The organism is Chitinivorax sp. PXF-14, from assembly GCF_040812015.1.
Taxonomy (GTDB): Bacteria; Pseudomonadota; Gammaproteobacteria; order Burkholderiales; family SCOH01; genus JBFNXJ01.
Genome location: NZ_JBFNXJ010000004.1, coordinates 1 through 17,442, shown reverse-complemented (window position 1 = coordinate 17,442; position 17,442 = coordinate 1). Strand labels below are relative to the sequence as shown.

Here is a 17,442-nt window from a genome sequence, read left to right as displayed (position 1 = left end):
GGCTTCAGGCGTGCCCGTGCGGCCGCCTCAAAACCCGGCGGCCGGCGCACCGATCGGGTGCGCCGGCACGGAACCGTGCCGATGGCTGCCGATTAAGCTACTGTTTTAGCTGGAAAACCGACACTGGCACGGCGCTTGCACTAGCTTGCTCAACACGAGGAGCGCACACGATGCATGCCATCACCCCGCTCGACCCGAGCCATTACGACGAGATGCTGCTGGACGGCATCCCCCGCCCCGCCTACCGGGCGTTCAACGACTGGCTGCAACCGCAGCCGCTTGACTGGTTGCGGCAAAAGCAGGCCGAGGCCGACACGCTGTTCCGCCGCGTCGGCATCACCTTTGCCGTGTATGGCGACGAGAGCGGCGCCGAGCGGCTGATCCCGTTCGATACCATTCCGCGCGTGATCTCGGCGGCCGAGTGGCAGACGCTCGAGACCGGCTGCATCCAGCGCGTGACGGCGCTCAACCGCTTCCTGCACGACATCTACCACGAGCAGCACATCCTCAGGGCGGGCGTGGTGCCGGCGGCGCAGATCCTGACCAACACGGGCTACCAGATCGCGATGCAGGGGCTCGACCTGCCTCACCAGGTCTATTCGCACATCGCCGGGGTCGACGTGATCCGCCACCACGACGGCGGCTTCTATGTGCTCGAGGACAATCTGCGCACGCCGTCCGGCGTCAGTTACATGCTGGAAAACCGCAAGATGATGATGCGGCTGTTCCCCGAGCTGTTTGCCCGGCACCGTGTGGCGCCGGTCGAGCACTACCCCAACCTGCTGCTGGAGACGCTGCGCGCGGTGGCGCCGCCCGAGGTCGGCAACCCGACGGTAGTGGTGCTCACGCCGGGGCAGTACAACAGCGCGTATTTCGAGCATGCCTTCCTGGCGAGCCAGATGGGCGTGGAGCTGGTCGAGGGGCAGGACCTGTTCGTCAAGGATGGCCTGGTGCACATGCGCACCACAGCGGGGCCGCAGCGCGTCGACGTGATCTACCGCCGGCTCGACGATGCCTATCTCGACCCACTCGAATTCAATCCGAACTCGATGCTGGGCGTGCCGGGGCTGATGTCGGTCTACCGCCAGGGGCGGGTCGCCGTGTGCAATGCGGTGGGCACCGGCGTGGCCGACGACAAGTCGATCTACCCCTATGTGCCGGACATGATCCGCTTCTATCTCGATGAGGAGCCCATCCTCCACAGCGTGCCGACCTGGCAGCTCAGGAAGCCCGACGATCTCGCATACGTGCTCGCACATTTGCCCGAACTGGTGGTGAAGGAAGTCCACGGTGCCGGAGGCTACGGCATGCTTGTCGGGCCGGCCGCGAGCCGGGCCGAGATCGAGGCCTATCGCGCACGCGTTTTGGCAGATCCATCGAACTTCATCGCACAACCGACGCTCTCTTTATCCACCTGCCCGACGTTCGTCGAGGCCGGCATCGCCCCGCGCCACATCGACCTGCGGCCTTTCGTGCTGTCTGGGCGCAAGGTGCAGCTGGTCGCCGGCGGCCTGACCCGCGTGGCGCTGAAGGAGGGCTCGCTGGTGGTCAATTCGTCGCAGGGTGGTGGCACCAAGGACACCTGGATTCTGGAGGATTAAATGCTCAGTCGCACAGCCGAATGCCTGTACTGGATGGCGCGCAATATGGAGCGCGCCGAGAACACCGCGCGCCTGCTCGACGTGAGCCTGCAGATGTCGCTGCTGCATGGCGGCGGTAGCGCCGAGCTGATGGTGCCGCTCGATGTCACCGGGCAGACCGAGAGCTACCGCGAGCGCTATGGCGAGCCCATGGCAGAGGCCGTGCTGCGCGCGCTGGCGATCGATGCCGACAACCCGGCCAGCATCTTCAACTGCATCCGCTATGCGCGCGAAAACGCCCGAGTCGTGCGCGGCAAGATCACCTCGGAGATGTGGGAGCAGCTCAATGCGACCTGGCTCGAAATGCGCGAGTGGGCGCGGCGCGACCTCGACGCAGCCACCGCCTCGGCGCTGCTCGACTGGGTGAAGGAGCGCTCGCACCTGTTCCGTGGCGTCACCTACGGCACCATCCTGCGCAACGATGCCTTTCATTTCTCGCGGCTCGGCACCTTCATCGAGCGCGCCGACAACACCGCGCGCATCCTCAATGTGAAGTTCAAGCAGATCAAGGACAGCGAGCCGGTCAGCGAGAACATCCTCGACTACTACCAGTGGGCGGCGCTGTTACGCTCGGTGAGCGCCTTCGAGGCCTACCGCGACATCTACCGCGACCGCATCACGCCGCAGCGTGTCGCCGAACTCCTGATCCTGCGCCCTGACGTGCCACGCAGCCTGCGCGCGGCGTTCGACGAGATCTCGCAGATCCTGCCCAATATCGAGGGCAACACCGGCCACCCGGCCAAGCGTCTGGCGGCGGAACTGAAGGCGCGGCTTACCTACGGCCATATCGACGACATCTTCGCCGAGGGCCTGCAGCGCTACCTCGACCATTTCATCGCCGACACCACCCAGCTCGGCTTTGCCATTCATCGCAGTTATCTGGAAGCCGCCTGAGCGCCCACGAGGCGCCACCGGCCCAACAACGGAAAGGCACGACACCATGCGACTCTCGATCAGCCACGAAACCATCTACCGCTACGATGCCCCGGTGCGCCACAGCACCCAGTACCTGCGCCTGACGCCGCACAGCAGCCTGCGCCAGCGCGTGCTCGACTGGGAGCTCGAGCTGCCGGTGCCGGCGTTCAAGAGCGTCGACCCTTACGGCAACATCCTGCACGTGCTGACGCTCGATTTCCCGCACCAGGAAATCAGCATCAAGGCGCATGGCGTGGTCGAGACCGACGACCTGGGGCCGGAGCCCGAAGACAAGCTGCCGCCGCTGTTCTTCCTGCGCCACACCGAGCTCACGGCGCCGGACGAGCCCTTGAAGGCCTTCGCCGATGGCTATCGCGACGAGGCACATATCGAGTTCGCACTGACCAGGCTGATGCTCGCCATCCGCGAGCACATGCCGTTCACGCCCGGCGAAACCACGGTGCAGACCTCGGCCGCCGAAGCCTTCGCGCGCGGCCAAGGCGTATGCCAGGACCACACCCACGTATTCCTGTCGTGCAGCCGCCATCTCGGCGTGCCGGCGCGCTATGTCAGCGGCTACATCTACTCGCCGGGCCATGTGGCGCGCCACGTGGCGAGCCACGCCTGGGCCGAGGCGTGGATCAACGGCCGCTGGCACAGCTTCGACATCGCCAACGGCACACCGGCCAACGACAATCATCTGAAGCTCGCCATCGGCATGGACTACCTCGACGCCTGCCCGATCCGCGGCGTGCGCAACGGCGGCGGCGCGGAAGAGATGGATGCCTCGGCCTGGGTATGGCTCGACGATCAATGAGCGCGACGCTTGTCCGCCCAGCGGCTTTCGGCTAGTTTGATGCCATGACCTACTGTGTTGCGATGCGCCTGGAGACAGGCATGCTGTTCGCGTCCGACTCCCGCACCAATGCGGGGGTCGATCATGTCTCGACCTTTCGCAAGATGCAGACCTTCGAGCGCGAAGGCGAACGCCAGCTCGTCCTGCTGTCCGCCGGCAACCTCGCCACCACGCAGAGCGTGGTCAGCCTGCTGCGCCAGCGCGCCAAGGCCGAGCCGGACGGCCACAACCTCTACACCGTCGCCTCGATGTACGACGCGGCCTGCCTCGTCGGCGAGACCCTGCGCGAGATCGGCCAGCGCGACGGCCCGGCGCTGTCGCAGTCGAATATCGACTTCGGCTGCTCGTTTCTGCTCGGCGGGCAGATTGCGGGCGAGCACCAGCGGCTGTTCAACCTCTACCCGCAGGGCAATTTCATCGAGGCCACGATCGACACGCCCTATTTCCAGATCGGCGAGGCCAAGTACGGCAAGCCGATCATCGACCGCGTGATCTCCTACCAGACCGCGCTGCCCGAAGCCGCCAAGTGCGCGCTGATCAGCTTCGATTCGACGATGAAGAGCAATCTGTCGGTCGGCCTGCCGATCGACATGCTGCTATACCGCGCCGACAGCCTCGGCGCAGGCCTCAAACGCCGTGTCGAGGAAGACGACGCCTACTTCCAGCAGATCCGCCGCGGCTGGGGCGAGTGCCTGCGCGCGGCGTTCGCCTCGCTGCCGACGGCCGACTGGGGCTGGGACCAGGGATAGCTGGGCTCAGGCCGGCACACAGTAGTGTTGCCCGGTGAACAGGTCGATGCCGCATTCGAGCCGCTCGATCCAGTCGATGAAGGCGCCGATCGCCTCGCGCCCCTTGAAGCTGCGGCCATGCTGCGGCACCAACCAGGCGATGTCCATCTCGCACGCCATCGCCGCCCATAGCCGGCAGGCCTTGTTCGACACCATGTAGCGGCGGTGGAAGCCCTCCATGCAGGCGATGTGCTCGCGCACCTCGGCCGCCGTGGTGATGGGCCTGGCCACCGCCTCGTGATGCACGAGCGAGGCGCCGAGATCGCCCGAGAACAGGATCTTCGAGCGCTCGTCATAGAAATGGAAATTGCCCTCGGCATGCAGGAAGTGTGCGGGCACGGCCTTGATGCGGGTCCCGCCGAGCATGATGTTCATGCCCTCGTCCGGCACCGGGATGATGCGCCCGTCGAGATTGCCCGCCGAGCAGAAATGCGGCACGAAACGCCCCCACAGCTTGGAGACGACCAGCTTGCAGTTGGACGACACCATCCACTTGTTGAGCGAGGCGACGATGTCCGGGTCCTGGTGCGAGGCCAGGATGTACTTCAGCTCGCGCGCCGGGAAATAGCGGCTCATCGCCATCAGCAGCGAGGAATAGGTCATGTTGCCGGCGGGGTCGATCAAGGCGCCCTCGCCGCCGGTGACGATGAGGAACTGGTTGGCCTGCACGGCGCCCGCGGTATCGTCCACCAGGTCTTCGAACATCAGGCAGATGTGCTCGCCATCGTTGTATAGCTCTATCGCCATGTGTCGCTCCCGTATCGATGCCCGTTCATATTGCGGTGCAATATAAGCGCATCATGAACCGCCAATCTTGATACAGATCAAGGCGGGTGGCTGGCCGCCGCGCCGCCATGGGCCTTGACGGCATGGCGGTACGGCCTGCGCTGCTACGTGTTTTCCGAATGGACGCCCGGCCAGGCTTGGGCTTCAATACTGGCAAACCGTCGATGGAGATACGCATGCCCGGCCGCCGCGCCAGACTGCCCCGCCCCCTGCTCGCCGCCGCGACGCTGTTCCCGGCCCTGGCCCATGCCGGTGATGCCCCGGCCGCCGAACATTTCCTGTGGATCGCCGTGCTGCTGGTGTTGGCCAAGCTATCCACGCTGATCGAGCGCGCGGGCCAGCCGGCAGTGCTCGGCGAGCTGCTGATGGGGGTACTGCTGGGCAACCTGACGCTGCTTGGCGTGCCGCTGTTCGAGGGTGTCAGGCACGATGCGATCATCGCCTTTCTGGCCGAGCTCGGCGTCGTCATCCTGCTGTTCCAGATCGGCCTCGAATCCGATCTCGATACGATGAAGAGCGTGGGCTGGCGCGCCTTCTGGGTGGCCTGCGTGGGTGTCGCAGCGCCGTTCGCACTGGGTACGCTGCTGGTCGGCCCGTGGCTGATGCCGGGCCTGCCCGGCAACGCCTACCTGTTCCTCGGTGCGGCGCTGACGGCCACCTCGGTCGGCATCACCGGGCGTGTGTTTCAGGACCTCGGCAAGCTCCATCTGAAGGAGGCGCAGATCGTGCTGGGCGCGGCCGTCATCGACGACGTGATCGGCCTGGTGATCCTGGCGGTGGTGTCGGCCGTGGCCCGCACCGGCTCGGTCGGCGTGGGCGACATCGTGTGGATCAGCGGCAAGGCAATCCTGTTCCTCGCCGCCGCCATCGTCATCGGCCGCGTCAGTGCCGGCCCGCTGTCGCGTGCCCTGTCGCGCATCCATACCGGCACGGGGATGAAATTCACGCTGCTGATCGCGTTCTGCCTGGTGTTCGCCTACGCCGCCAACCGCATCGGGCTCGCGCCCATCGTCGGCGCCTTCGCGGCCGGCCTGGTGCTCGATCAGGTGCAGTTCGCAAAATTCGCACCGCCGCCGGTGGTCAGCGAGGTGCGGGCCGCCATCGGCGAGGCCGACCCGGGCACGCGGCGGGCCGTCGAAGCCGCGCTCGAACGCTGCACGCGCCATCGGCTGCAGGACCTGATGGCGCCGCTCGGTTATTTCCTGGTGCCGCTGTTCTTCCTCTACACCGGCATGCAGGTGAGGCTCGCCACGCTGTTCGACCCGGCAGTGCTCGGCATCGCGCTCGCCATCGCCGCCGTGGCCTTTGCGGGCAAGCTGGTGTCGGGGCTCGCCGCGGGCCCGGTGGACAAATGGCTGGTCGGCTGGGGCATGGCGCCGCGCGGCGAGGTCGGCCTGATCTTCGCCGTCGTCGGCAAGCAGGTCGGCGTGGTCAGCGAGCTGATGTTCTCGGTGATCGTGGTGGTGGTGATCCTCACCACGCTGCTGACGCCGCCGATCCTCACCGCATTGCTGCGGCGCAGGCAGGGCTGAGCCGGCTGCGGCGAGCGATCAGTCGTCGGCCGCGGCTGGCGGCGCGGCGTGCCCGTCGTCGGGCGCCTTGGCCTGCGAGTGCACGCGGCGGGCCAGCCCGGCACGGGCCAGCAGCTGGGCGCTGATCGGTGCCGTCAGCAGCAGGAAGAACGTCACCAGCAGCTCCTGCAGGCTCCAGCCGCTGCGGCTGAAATGCAGCATTGACGCCACCAGCAGGCAGCCCAGACCGAGCGTGGTGGCCTTGGATGGGCCATGCAGCCGCATGTAGAGGTCAGGCAGCCGCCACAGGCCGAGCGAGCCGATCAGCGTGAAGCCGGCGCCGGCGATGAGCGATATGGCAATCAGCATCTCCATCATCGCGCCCTCAGCCAAATACCTTGCCGTGCGCGAGATAGCGCGCCAGCGCCACCGTCGACAGGAAGCCCATCATCGCGATCAGGATGCCGACGGTGAAATAGCTGCTGTCCGACAACTCGATGCCGACCAGGACCAGCAAGGCGATGCTGTCGATGTACAGCGTATCGAGCGCCAGCACCCGATCGACCGCATCGGGGCCGCGCACGAGGCGCCAGAACGCCAGCAGCATGGCCAGCACGACGGCCCCTTGGGCCAGCGGCAATGCCCAGTTCAGCATGCGAATATCTCCTTCAACGGGGTTTCATAACGGCGCTTGATCGCCTCGACCACCGCCAGCGGGTCGTCGGTGTGCAGCACGTGCAGCACGAGCTTGCGCGCCGCCGCGTCGGCCTCGACCGTCACCGTCCCCGGCGTCAGCGTGATCATCGCGCCGAGCACCGCAACCGCGAGCGGGTCGTCGATGTCGAGCGGGACGTAGACGAAGGCCGGCCGGAGCCTGGGCGCCTCGAACAGGATCTGGCGCGCCACGGTCAGGTTGGCCGCGACGATGTCGTAGAGGAATACGCCGGCCAGCCGCAGCGCCCGCCCGGGCCGCCGCACGCGCCCCAGCGGCGTGGGCCACAGCCGCGCGAGGAACAGCGGGATCAGCCAGGCCAGCAGCAGGCCGAGCGCGATCTGTGCCGGCGCCACGCTGCTGTTGAGCGCGAGCCAGAACAGCAGCACTGACGCGCGCAGCCCGAGTTTCATGCGATCAGGCGCCATGCCGCCCCTCCCCGCCCTGCTGCTGCGAATGCCAGTATTGTGCCGGGTCGCGCAGCTGCTCGGCGGCACGGCGACAGTAGTCCCCCAGCGGGCCGGCGCCGAACGAGATCACCACGAGCAGGCAGAGGAGCGCGAGCATCGGCACCCACTCGGCGGCGGTCTGCTCCTCGTCGCTGGCCGGCGTTTCGTGCTCGGACAGATGCCAGAACAGCAGCGAGCCCGCGCGCGCCAGTGCCACCAGCGTCAGCGCGCTCGCCAGTAGCACGATGCCCCACACCCAGCCGCTGGCGGTCGGGCTTTGCAGCATCCACGCCTTGGCCAGGAAGCCGCCGAACGGCGGCAGGCCGGCCACCATCATCGCGGCAAGCAGGAAGGCCACGCCGCCGAGGTTGTGCACCGGTAGCCGCGGCCCCGGCGCGAAGCCGTCGCCGACCGCACCACGTCTTGCCTGCAGCCAGTCGGCGAACAGATAGAGAAACGCCACCGCCAGCGTGCTGTGCGGCAGGTAGAACAGCGTCGCGGCTAGGCTGTCGGTGTGATGCAGCGCCACCCCCAGCAGCAGCATGCCGACCGAGCCCAGCACCAGGGCGCCGTTGAGCCGGCGCAGATTGCGCCCGGCCAGCGCCATCAGCGACGCAAGCAGCACGGTCGCCAGCGTCAGCGGCAACAGCCAGGGCGCTAACAGGTCGGACAGCCCGTTGGCCTCGACGCCGAACAGTAGCGAATAGACGCGCACGATGGCATACACGCCGACCTTGGTCATCACCGCGAACAGCGCCGCCACCGGCCCACTCGCCGCACCATAGGCGCCGGGCAGCCACAGGTGCAGCGGCAGCAGCGCCGCCTTGAACGCGAACACGACGAACAGCAGCATGCCAGCGACGCGCAGCAAGGCCCAGCTATCGGGGTCGGCCGCCGCGATGCGCTGCGCCAGGTCGGCCAGGTTGAGCGAGCCGAGCGTGCCATAGAACAGGCTGGCGGCAATCAGGAACAGCGCCGAGCCGGCCAGGTTCAAGGCCACGTAGGATAGCCCCCAGCGCACCCGCAACTCGCCGTCGCCGTGGATCAGCAACCCGTACGATGCGGCGAGCAGCACCTCGAAGAAGACGAACAGGTTGAACAGGTCGCCGGTCAGGAAGGCGCCGTTCAGCCCCATCAGCTGCAGCAGCCAGAAGGCGTGGAAATGGCTGCCGCGCTTGTCCCAGTCGCGCGCCCAGGCATATACGTAGCAGACATTGGCAAGCAGCGCCGTGGTCAGCAGCAGCAGCGCGGACAGCCGGTCGAGCAGCAGCGCAATGCCGAACGGCGCCGGCCAGCTGCCGAGCATGTAGTTCCAGATCAGGCCACTGTCGGCCCACCACACCAGTACGGCCGCCACGGCAGCGAGCAGGCCGTTGGCGAGCAGCACGATCAGGCGCCGGATGGCGATGCGCTCGGGCGCGAGCAGGCAGGCGCAGGCCGCCAGCAGGGGCAGCAGCACCGGCAGGATCAACAGGTGCTGGATCATGGCTGCTCCCGCCGCGACAGCGGATGGGCGGCCTCGCCCGTGTCGCTGGCATCGCTGCGCGTGGCAAAGCGGTTGCGCACGGCGAGCGTCAGCAGCAGGGCCGTCATGGCGAAGCCGATCACGATCGCCGTCAACACCAGCGCCGGCGGCAGCGGGTCGGCATAGTGGTCGGCCGTGCCGCGCAACAGCGGCGGCGCGCCGACGGTGAGCCGGCCCATGGCGAAAATGAACAGGTTGACGGCATACGACAGCAGCGTGAGCCCCAGCACCAGATCAAAGGTGCGCGGCCGCAGCATCAGGTACACGCCGCAGCTGGTCAGCACCGCCACCACGGCGGCAAACACGGGTTCCATCAGATCGATCCTTTCTCGGCATGCGGATCTTGCGTGCCGGCGAGCTTGCCCAGCATGCTCATGGTCGCGCCCACGACCACCAGGTACACCCCGAGGTCGAACAAGGCTGCGCTGGCCCACTCGATCTCGCCGAGTAGCGGCAAGTGCAGGTGGCCGTGGCTGCTGGTGAGGAAATTGGCATCGAAGCCCAGGCTGCCCAGCCCGGTCACCAGCGCGAGCAGCAGCCCGGTGGCACTCCAGTAGGTCGCATGCAGCCGCAGCCTGTTGTGCGACCAGCCAAGGCCGAAGGCCAGGCTCTGCGACACAAGCGCCGCGGCCGTCACCAGGCCCGCGACAAAGCCGCCGCCCGGCTGCTGATGGCCACGCAGGAACAGGTAGAGCGACACCATCAGCGCAAACGGCAGCAGCAGCCGCGCGCCGATGGCCAGCAGCAGGGAATCATGCGGCCCCGGGCCGGTGCGCAGCGAGTAGTCCTCCAGCAGCTTGGCCAGCAGCAACCCGGCCAGCGCCAGCACGGTCACCTCACCCAGGGTGTCGTAACCACGGAAATCGACGAGGATCACGTTGACCACGTTGGCACCACCGCCGAGCGACAGCGCGTGCTCCAGGTAAAAGCCGGAGATCGGCTCCAGCGGCCGCCCAAGCACCGCAAGCAGGATGCCGAACATGCCCGCCCCTGCCAACACCGCCAGCACGGCATCGCGCAGCCGCACCGGGATCGGATCGGGACGACTGTCGCTGGCATGCGGCAGCCAGCGCAGGGCAAGCAGCATCAGCACCGAGGTCGCCACCTCGATCGCCACCTGGGTCAGGGCCAGGTCGGGCGACGAAAACTGCACGAATGCCCAGGCCACCATCAAGCCCGTCACCCCTACAGCCGCCAGCGCCAGCACGCGCCGCTTGCGCCACCACACCGCGAGCAAGGCCGAGACCGCCGCCAGCGCGGCCAGCGCGAGAAAGCCCCAGCTCGACTGCTGCCAGGTCGCGCCCGTCGCCATCCACTGCGCATCGGCCAGCCACCAGCCGCCCCAGCCCGCTACCAGCGCCGCCAGCACGAGCCATAGCAGATAAGCGCGCAGACCAGGGTGCTGCATCGCGCGATCGAGCCTGCCCGCCAGCGACAGCAGGCGCCGTTGCAGATGCGAGAAAATCCGGCTGCCGAGCTGCGTGGGCACGGTACGCTCGATGCGCCCCACGGGCGCCATCCAGCGATAGAGCGCCAGCCCCGTCAGCAGGGCCAGCACGCTCATGATCAGCGGCGGGTTGATGCCATGCCACAACGCCAGCTCGAACGGCGGCAAGGTCTCGCCGACCACGCTGCGCGCAGCCAGCCGCAGCACGGTATCGACCGTGTAATGCGGCGCCAGGCCAACCGCCACGCACAGCAGGACCAGCAGCTCGACCGGGATGCGCATCCAGCGCGGCGGCTCGTGCGGGATGCGCGGCAGCTCGGCCGTGCTGCGGCGGAAAAACACCGCATGCACGAAGCGCAGCGAATAGGCGACGCTGAATGCCGTCCCGAGCCAGGCCAGCGCCGGCAACAGCAGGTTGGACGGGCCCAGCGGCGCGGCCTGCAGCGTCTGGTCGTAGAACATCTCCTTGCTCAGGAAGCCGTTGAGCAGCGGCACGCCGGCCATGGCGCACGCAGCCACGGTCGCCAGCGTCGCCGTGTACGGCATGTAGCGTGCCAGCCCACCCAGCACGCGCATGTCGCGCGTCCCGGCCTCATGGTCGACGATACCCGCAGTCATGAACAGGCTGGCCTTGAAGGTGGCATGGTTGACGATATGGAACAGCGCGGCGATGGCCGAGAGCTCGGTATCGAGCCCGAACAGCAACGTGATCAGGCCGAGATGGCTGATCGTCGAATAGGCGAGCAGCCCCTTGATATCGTCGCGGTACAGCGCGAAGTAGGCGCCAACCAGCAGCGTTGCCAGCCCGACCGGCGCCACCAGCGCGAACCACCAGTCGGTATGGCCGAGCGCCGGATAGAGCCGCGCCAGCAGGAAGACGCCAGCCTTCACCATGGTCGCCGAGTGCAGATAGGACGATACCGGCGTGGGCGCCGCCATGGCCTGCGGCAGCCAGAAATGGAAAGGAAACTGTGCGGACTTGGTGAATGCGCCGAGCAGGATCAGGCCCAGCGCCAGCGGGTAGCGCGGATCGCCAATGATGGCCGCGCGCGCGGCGATGACATCGCGCACGGCAAAGCTGTCGGCGATGTCGCCGAGGATCAGCACGCCGGCCAGCAGCGCCAGGCCGCCGAGGCCGGTCACCGTCAGCGCCATGCGGGCACCCTGCCGCGCCGCCGTACGCTCATGCCAGTAGCCGATCAGCAGGAAGGAGCTGAGGCTGGTCAGCTCCCAGAACACCAGCAGCAGCAACAGGTTGTCGGCCAGCACCACGCCAAGCATGGCCCCCATGAACAACAGCAGGGTGGCGTAGAAGCGCGGCCTGGAATCGCCATGATGCAGGTAATACCGGGCATAGAGCACGACCAGAGCACCAATGCCTGTGATCATCAGGCCGAACAGGAAGGCCAGCCCATCGAGGCGCAATGAAAACGCGAGGCCGATGGCCGGCATCCACGGCAGCGATAGCGAGAAATCGAGCCCAGGCCACGGTGCATGCCACAGCAGCCAGACGAAGCCAGCCAGCGAGACAGCGCCAGCCAGCCACGCGGCGGTGCGCTGGCCGAGCCACACCGTGGCGGGCATCAGCAAGGCCCCGAGAAAAGGCAACAGCAGGAAAAGTAACAGCATGGGCGTGGGTATCGGTGGTGATGTCCCCGGCGGGACGTGTTTGGTTAAAGAGTCAGCCCCAGAGTAGCAGCGGCATTGGCGGTGGTGGCGCGAGCAACGGCCGCCTGCGACTGGCCGCGCAGCCCGCCGAGCACCTCGGCGATATGCGGCAGGTATTCGGGTGTATTGCGCTGCCGGTAGGCCCACGCCGGCGCGATGTCGGGCGCATCCGTTTCCAGCACGATGCTGTCCAACGGCAGATTGGCCGCCAGCTCGCGGATACGCAACGCCCGCTCGAACGTCATCGCGCCGCCAAAGCCAAGCCGGAAGCCGAGCTTGATGAACTCGTCGGCCTGCTGGTGGCTGCCGTTGAAGGCATGGGCCACGCCACCCTTGACGCGATAACGCCGCAAGTACTTCAGTATCTGGTCCTGTGCGCGGCGGATATGCAGCAGCACCGGCAGATCCAGTGTCTGTGCGATCTTCAGCTGCTCGACAAACAGCCATTCCTGCCGCGCCATATCGAGGCCGGGCACAAAGCCGTCGAGCCCGATCTCGCCAATCGCCACCGGGCGCACATCTTCGGACAGCTTGCGCAGGGCCGGCAGGTCTTCGTCGCGATGCTGCCCGACATAGATCGGATGCAGGCCCAACGCGATGTCGCAGCCATAGAGCGTCCGCATACGGCAGGTCGAGCCGAAATTGAAACGGCCAACCGCCGGCACGACGATGCGGGCCACCCCCAAGGCGCGGGCGCGGGCCGCGACATCGTCACGGTCGGCGTCAAATTCGGCGGCATCGAGGTGGCAGTGAGTATCTATGAGCATCCGGTGGACGCGCTTTCATCAGCAAAAACAAATACGGGCCTCATTATCGGCCCCATCCACCATTCTTGACCACCCGCTTTTCCCCGCCCAGGGAAAATCGGTTCAACTTGAGAGCGTTTACTCTAAAAATGCTTGACGGGGGGGGCCGTACTTTTTAAGATTATGCCCATATCATCAAAACAAAAGATTCAACACAAGGAGAGCTGTCATGAACGTGCAAACCCTGATCCGCGGCGCCGTCGTCGCTTTGCTGGCTGCTGGCATTGCTCTGCCGGCCCTGGCTGCGGCTGATTCCCCGGTCGGCAAATGGAAGACCATCGACGACAACACCGGCAAGCCGCGTGGCCTCGTTGAAATCACCGAACAGAACGGCGTGCTGACCGGCAAGATCACCGGCCGTTTCCCGAAGCCGGGCGATCCGGAAAATCCAGTCTGCGACAAGTGCGAAGGCGAAAAGAAGGGCAAGCCGATCATCGGCCTGGTCTTCCTCGAAGGTCTGAAGAAGAGTGGCGACGAATACACCGACGGCACCATTCTCGATCCGGAATCGGGCAAGGTTTACAGCTCGAAGCTGAAGGTGACCGATGGCGGCAAGAAGATCGAAGTCCGTGGCTTCATCGGCGTATCGCTGCTCGGCCGCAGCCAGACCTGGATTCGCGAAGAGTAAGCGGCAAGAATGCGCGGGGCAGGCCGTGAGCCTGTCCTGCCAAACCCAGTAATACCTTCCACACTGTGCTGATAGGCCGGAACAACCATTCCGGCCTTTTTTTCGTGCGGATTCCTGCCTCCCGCCACCAGCTGCCCCCCGCGCCACCAAGCGACCTTCCCAGGCCAGCCTTCCGGGCTGCTTTTTTTCCTTTCGACAACAGCCACTTGACGCCTTGGTCGAACGCTTGTTTAATCTCCGAGCAATTACACTATTCCGGAGAGAACCCTATGCGCCACCTTCCACTCACCCTGGCCCTGCTCGCCTCGTCCCTGGCCCTCCCTACCTGGGCGGACAGCAATCCCGAATCTCCGGTTGGCACCTGGAAGACCATTGACGACAAGACCGGCAAGCAGAACAGCGTCGTCCAGATCTACGAGGAGAACGGCGAGCTGAAAGGCAAGGTGCTCAAGATCATCCCCGTCAAACCCGGTGACGATCCCAACGGCAAGTGCGACAAGTGCCCCGGTGATAAAAAAGGCAAACCGATCGTCGGCCTGACCTTCCTCTGGGGTTTGAAGAAGGATGGCGAGCAGTTCAACGGCGGGCAGATCCTCGATCCGGAAGAAGGCAATGTCTACAGCGCCAAGATGAAGCTGACCGACGGCGGCAAGAAGCTCGAGGTACGCGGGTACCTGGGCATCGCCTTGCTCGGCCGCACGCAAACCTGGCTGCGCGACTGAAGCACGGCACCAGCCGCCAATGCAGCAACACAACGCCCCGTTCAGCGGGGCGTTTTGTCGTGCTCAAGACAGACGGCTACACTAGCGCGGTCGTGCAAGACCCAACCCAATGGCCGCGGGCCAACATCGAAAGACTGTAAATGAGATTCCTGAAGAATATGCTATTGGCCCTGCTGGGGCTGATCCTGCTGCTTGTCGTGATCGGCTTTTTCCTGCCATCGGGCTATCACGTCAGCCGCAGCATCGTGATCGCCGCACCGGCCGAGCGCATCTTTGCCCAGCTCGATGCCCCCAGGCAATGGCAGCACTGGAGCGAGTGGAATCGCCGCGATCCAGCCATGCAACTCAGCTATGCCGGCCCCGATCGAGGCGTTGGCGCCAAATGGAGCTGGCAAAGCCGCACCGAGGGCAACGGCACCATGACCTTCACACACGTGGAACCCGGCAAGCAGCTTGAATACGAACTGATCTTTCCCGACTTCGACAGCCGCTCCAACGGCAAGCTGACACTCGAGGAACAAGGCGGCCAGACCAAGGTCACCTGGAGTAACGACGGCGACATGGGCGGCAACCCGCTCATGCACTACCTTGCCTTGATGATGGATGGCCTGGTTGGCCCTGATTTCGACAAGGGCCTGGCCAATCTGAAGCACCTGAGCGAATCGCAGCACTGATCCCGGCAGGCGTGCGCCAGGCCGCGCACGCCCTTCCCAGCTTGGGCCGGCTCACTCCTCGATGCCGAAGAGCATCTCCTTGAGGTGCTTGAGCCGGTCACGCAACTCGGCGGCACGCTCGAACTCCAGATTCTTCGCCGCATCGAGCATCTCCTTCTCGACACGCTTGACCTCTCGTGTAAGGTCCTTCTCGCTCATTGCGTGATAACCCGCCTCGCGTTCGGCAACCTGCTGCTTGCGCTGGGCCGCCTCGCTGCTGTAAACACCGTCGATGATATCCTTGATGCGCTTGGACACGCTCTTGGGCGTGATTCCGTTTGCTTCGTTGAATGCCGTCTGCTTGGCACGCCGCCGCTCGGTTTCGCCTATCGCCTTGCGCATCGACTCGGTCACCCTGTCGGCGTAGAGAATTGCCGTGCCGTTCAAATGACGGGCCGCGCGGCCGATGGTCTGGATCAGCGAGCGCTCGGAACGCAGGAAGCCCTCTTTGTCCGCATCCAGAATGGCGACGAGCGAGACCTCCGGAATATCCAGCCCCTCGCGCAGCAGGTTGATGCCGACCAGCACATCGAACTCGCCCAGACGCAGATCGCGGATGATCTCCACCCGCTCGACGGTATCGATATCCGAATGCAGGTAGCGCACCTTCACACCGTGCTCGCCCAGGTAATCGGTCAGGTCCTCGGCCATGCGCTTGGTCAGGGTCGTGACCAGCACCCGTTCGTGCACCTTGACCCGCAGATTGATCTCCGACAGCAGATCATCCACCTGCGTCGCGACCGGGCGCATCTGCACGATCGGATCGACCAGGCCCGTCGGCCTCACCACCTGCTCCACCACCTGCGACTGATGGGTTACCTCATAATCGGCAGGCGTAGCCGATACGAAGATGGATTGAGGCATCAGCTTCTCGAACTCTTCAAACTTGAGCGGCCGATTGTCCATCGCCGAGGGAAGACGAAAGCCATAATCCACGAGATTCTGCTTGCGGGCACGATCGCCACGATACATGCCCCCGACCTGTGGAATCGTTACGTGCGATTCGTCGATGAACATGAGCGATTGCCGTGGCAGGTAGTCGATCAGCGTCGGCGGCGGCTCACCGGCGGCGCGGCCTGAGAAATGACGTGAATAGTTCTCGATGCCCTTGCAAAAGCCCATCTCGTTGAGCATCTCGAGATCAAAGCGGGTGCGCTGTTCGAGCCGTTGCGCCTCGACCAGCTTAAGTTCGCGCCGATAAAACTCGAGCCTCTCCGCCAGCTCCACCTTGATCGTCTCGACCGCCCGCAGCACCGTTGCCCGCGGTGTCACATAATGGCTCGACGGAAACACGGTAAAGCGGCCAACACGCTGCTTCACATGGCCGGTCAACGGATCGAACAAGGACAGGGTTTCCACCTCGTCGTCGAACAACGAGATGCGTAGCGCCAGCTCCGCGCTTTCGGCCGGGAACACATCGATAACGTCCCCTTTGACCCGAAAAACACCACGTTTGAAATCGAGCTCGTTGCGCTCATACTGCATCGTCGTCAGACGCGTGATGATGTCTCGTTGCGCCTTCTTCTCACCCTCGCGCAGATGCAGGATCATCGCATGGTAGTCGGAGGGATCACCGATACCGTAGATGGCCGATACCGTCGCGACAATCACGACATCGGTCCGCTCAAGCAGTGCCTTAGTTGCCGACAGACGCATCTGCTCGATGTGCTCGTTGATCTGCGAATCCTTCTCGATGAACAGATCTCGGCTGGGAACATAGGCTTCCGGCTGATAGTAGTCGTAGTAGGAAACGAAGTACTCGACCGCATTTTCAGGAAAGAACTCGCGAAACTCAGCATAGAGCTGGGCCGCAAGCGTCTTGTTCGGCGCCATGACGATAGCCGGCCGACCACTGCGGGCGATCACGTTGGCCATGGTGTAAGTCTTGCCGGACCCCGTCACGCCAAGCAGGGTCTGGTACATCAGGCCATCGGACAAGCCTTCCGTCAGCTGATTGATCGCCGCCGGCTGGTCGCCCGCTGGAGGAAATGGTTGGTGCAGGCGGTAGGGACTATCCGGGTAGGTAACGACCACAGCTAACCTCTAGGTACAAAAACGGACAGTGTAGCAGCGAGGCGATCAGCCTGACACGCAAAAGCGGAGGCCGCGCCGTGCAGAGTCCCAGCCCGGCGTTGAAGCCTCACCATCAAGCGCGCGCAATCCACTGCGGCTCGCCTAACGCACGCTAAACGCCCTGTGGGGAGGGGATAGCCGATATCTCATCACCGTAGCCGCGCTCACACCAGTAGCCAGAGCAGGTGGTGATCCGCTTTGAC

General features: G+C 65.2%; 17 protein-coding genes. 8 read left to right on the top strand and 9 right to left on the bottom strand.

The window, feature by feature from the left end:
- Nucleotides 1-212 precede the first annotated feature (212 nt).
- Genes ABWL39_RS06430 through ABWL39_RS06415 form a run of 4 tightly spaced genes read left to right on the top strand, consistent with a single transcriptional unit; the run spans nt 213 to nt 4,160 of the window.
- The gene (locus ABWL39_RS06430) at nt 213-1,601 is read left to right on the top strand and encodes a circularly permuted type 2 ATP-grasp protein (RefSeq protein WP_367788722.1); all 1,389 of its coding nucleotides are present in this window, start codon (nt 213-215) and stop codon (nt 1,599-1,601) included.
- Nucleotides 1,602-2,534 (top strand): alpha-E domain-containing protein, encoded by a 933-nt coding sequence (locus tag ABWL39_RS06425; RefSeq protein ID WP_367788275.1) that lies wholly within the window; start codon nt 1,602-1,604, stop codon nt 2,532-2,534.
- A 46-nt stretch (nt 2,535-2,580) separates the two neighbouring features.
- Nucleotides 2,581-3,372, top strand: coding sequence for a transglutaminase N-terminal domain-containing protein (locus ABWL39_RS06420; RefSeq protein WP_367788273.1), 792 nt, complete (start codon nt 2,581-2,583; stop codon nt 3,370-3,372).
- 44 nt (nt 3,373-3,416) lie between these two features.
- Nucleotides 3,417-4,160 (top strand): peptidase, encoded by a 744-nt coding sequence (locus ABWL39_RS06415; RefSeq protein WP_367788271.1) that lies wholly within the window; start codon nt 3,417-3,419, stop codon nt 4,158-4,160.
- 6 nt (nt 4,161-4,166) lie between these two features.
- Here the strand turns inward: ABWL39_RS06415 and ABWL39_RS06410 are convergent, their stop codons facing one another.
- The gene (locus tag ABWL39_RS06410) at nt 4,167-4,946 is read right to left on the bottom strand and encodes an MBL fold metallo-hydrolase (protein ID WP_367788269.1); all 780 of its coding nucleotides are present in this window, start codon (nt 4,944-4,946) and stop codon (nt 4,167-4,169) included.
- Nucleotides 4,947-5,161: 215 nt separating this feature from the next.
- Between ABWL39_RS06410 and ABWL39_RS06405 the strand changes: the two genes are divergently transcribed.
- Nucleotides 5,162-6,517, top strand: coding sequence for a cation:proton antiporter (locus ABWL39_RS06405; RefSeq protein ID WP_367788267.1), 1,356 nt, complete (start codon nt 5,162-5,164; stop codon nt 6,515-6,517).
- A gap of 18 nt (nt 6,518-6,535) precedes the next feature.
- Here ABWL39_RS06405 and ABWL39_RS06400 read toward each other — a convergent pair whose 3' ends face one another.
- From ABWL39_RS06400 to ABWL39_RS06370, 7 genes are read right to left on the bottom strand one after another with little or no spacing between them, the layout of a single operon-like run.
- Nucleotides 6,536-6,865, bottom strand: a complete 330-nt coding sequence (locus ABWL39_RS06400) for a Na+/H+ antiporter subunit G (protein ID WP_367788265.1) — start codon at nt 6,863-6,865, stop codon at nt 6,536-6,538.
- Between the two features lie 16 nt (nt 6,866-6,881).
- On the bottom strand, nt 6,882-7,151 hold the full coding sequence (locus ABWL39_RS06395) for a K+/H+ antiporter subunit F (RefSeq protein WP_367788263.1): 270 nt from the start codon (nt 7,149-7,151) through the stop codon (nt 6,882-6,884).
- Nucleotides 7,145-7,621, bottom strand: a complete 477-nt coding sequence (locus ABWL39_RS06390) for a Na+/H+ antiporter subunit E (RefSeq protein ID WP_367788261.1) — start codon at nt 7,619-7,621, stop codon at nt 7,145-7,147. The genes ABWL39_RS06395 and ABWL39_RS06390 overlap by 7 nt, the downstream gene beginning before the upstream one ends.
- 4 nt (nt 7,622-7,625) lie before the next feature.
- On the bottom strand, nt 7,626-9,143 hold the full coding sequence (locus ABWL39_RS06385) for a monovalent cation/H+ antiporter subunit D (protein ID WP_367788259.1): 1,518 nt from the start codon (nt 9,141-9,143) through the stop codon (nt 7,626-7,628).
- Entirely contained in the window at nt 9,140-9,496 is a 357-nt protein-coding gene (locus ABWL39_RS06380) for a Na+/H+ antiporter subunit C (protein ID WP_367788257.1), read from the bottom strand. The genes ABWL39_RS06385 and ABWL39_RS06380 overlap by 4 nt, the downstream gene beginning before the upstream one ends.
- Nucleotides 9,496-12,258, bottom strand: a complete 2,763-nt coding sequence (locus ABWL39_RS06375; RefSeq protein WP_367788255.1) for a monovalent cation/H+ antiporter subunit A — start codon at nt 12,256-12,258, stop codon at nt 9,496-9,498. The genes ABWL39_RS06380 and ABWL39_RS06375 overlap by 1 nt, the downstream gene beginning before the upstream one ends.
- 44 nt (nt 12,259-12,302) lie before the next feature.
- Complete coding sequence (locus tag ABWL39_RS06370; RefSeq protein ID WP_367788253.1) at nt 12,303-13,064, bottom strand: TatD family hydrolase; 762 nt, start codon at nt 13,062-13,064, stop codon at nt 12,303-12,305.
- 208 nt (nt 13,065-13,272) lie between these two features.
- On the opposite strand from ABWL39_RS06370, the gene ABWL39_RS06365 reads away from it, so the two are divergent.
- From ABWL39_RS06365 to ABWL39_RS06355, 3 genes are all read left to right on the top strand, one after another.
- Nucleotides 13,273-13,731, top strand: coding sequence for a DUF2147 domain-containing protein (locus ABWL39_RS06365; protein ID WP_367788251.1), 459 nt, complete (start codon nt 13,273-13,275; stop codon nt 13,729-13,731).
- 269 nt (nt 13,732-14,000) lie between these two features.
- Nucleotides 14,001-14,453, top strand: a complete 453-nt coding sequence (locus ABWL39_RS06360) for a DUF2147 domain-containing protein (RefSeq protein WP_367788249.1) — start codon at nt 14,001-14,003, stop codon at nt 14,451-14,453.
- Nucleotides 14,454-14,593: 140 nt separating this feature from the next.
- The gene (locus tag ABWL39_RS06355; RefSeq protein ID WP_367788247.1) at nt 14,594-15,127 is read left to right on the top strand and encodes an SRPBCC family protein; all 534 of its coding nucleotides are present in this window, start codon (nt 14,594-14,596) and stop codon (nt 15,125-15,127) included.
- Between the two features lie 51 nt (nt 15,128-15,178).
- Here the strand turns inward: ABWL39_RS06355 and uvrB are convergent, their stop codons facing one another.
- Nucleotides 15,179-17,200 carry an excinuclease ABC subunit UvrB gene (gene uvrB, locus ABWL39_RS06350; protein WP_367788245.1) on the bottom strand — a complete coding sequence of 674 codons (2,022 nt, stop codon included), beginning with the start codon at nt 17,198-17,200 and terminating at the stop codon, nt 15,179-15,181.
- Between the last annotated feature and the right edge of the window lie 242 nt (nt 17,201-17,442).

Bases quoted from the DNA above. Each gene is read 5' to 3' on its own strand.
- ABWL39_RS06420 (WP_367788273.1), top strand. From the start codon at position 2,581: ATGCGACTCTCGATCAGCCACGAAACCATCTACCGCTACGATGCCCCG.
- ABWL39_RS06375 (WP_367788255.1), bottom strand. From the start codon at position 12,258: ATGCTGTTACTTTTCCTGCTGTTGCCTTTTCTCGGGGCCTTGCTGATG.
- ABWL39_RS06400 (WP_367788265.1), bottom strand. From the start codon at position 6,865: ATGCTGATTGCCATATCGCTCATCGCCGGCGCCGGCTTCACGCTGATC.
- ABWL39_RS06380 (WP_367788257.1), bottom strand. From the start codon at position 9,496: ATGGAACCCGTGTTTGCCGCCGTGGTGGCGGTGCTGACCAGCTGCGGC.
- ABWL39_RS06385 (WP_367788259.1), bottom strand. From the start codon at position 9,143: ATGATCCAGCACCTGTTGATCCTGCCGGTGCTGCTGCCCCTGCTGGCG.
- ABWL39_RS06360 (WP_367788249.1), top strand. From the start codon at position 14,001: ATGCGCCACCTTCCACTCACCCTGGCCCTGCTCGCCTCGTCCCTGGCC.
- ABWL39_RS06390 (WP_367788261.1), bottom strand. From the start codon at position 7,621: ATGAAACTCGGGCTGCGCGCGTCAGTGCTGCTGTTCTGGCTCGCGCTC.
- ABWL39_RS06410 (WP_367788269.1), bottom strand. From the start codon at position 4,946: ATGGCGATAGAGCTATACAACGATGGCGAGCACATCTGCCTGATGTTC.
- ABWL39_RS06365 (WP_367788251.1), top strand. From the start codon at position 13,273: ATGAACGTGCAAACCCTGATCCGCGGCGCCGTCGTCGCTTTGCTGGCT.
- ABWL39_RS06370 (WP_367788253.1), bottom strand. From the start codon at position 13,064: ATGCTCATAGATACTCACTGCCACCTCGATGCCGCCGAATTTGACGCC.
- ABWL39_RS06395 (WP_367788263.1), bottom strand. From the start codon at position 7,151: ATGCTGAACTGGGCATTGCCGCTGGCCCAAGGGGCCGTCGTGCTGGCC.
- ABWL39_RS06355 (WP_367788247.1), top strand. From the start codon at position 14,594: ATGAGATTCCTGAAGAATATGCTATTGGCCCTGCTGGGGCTGATCCTG.
- ABWL39_RS06430 (WP_367788722.1), top strand. From the start codon at position 213: ATGCTGCTGGACGGCATCCCCCGCCCCGCCTACCGGGCGTTCAACGAC.
- ABWL39_RS06425 (WP_367788275.1), top strand. From the start codon at position 1,602: ATGCTCAGTCGCACAGCCGAATGCCTGTACTGGATGGCGCGCAATATG.
- ABWL39_RS06405 (WP_367788267.1), top strand. From the start codon at position 5,162: ATGCCCGGCCGCCGCGCCAGACTGCCCCGCCCCCTGCTCGCCGCCGCG.
- ABWL39_RS06415 (WP_367788271.1), top strand. From the start codon at position 3,417: ATGACCTACTGTGTTGCGATGCGCCTGGAGACAGGCATGCTGTTCGCG.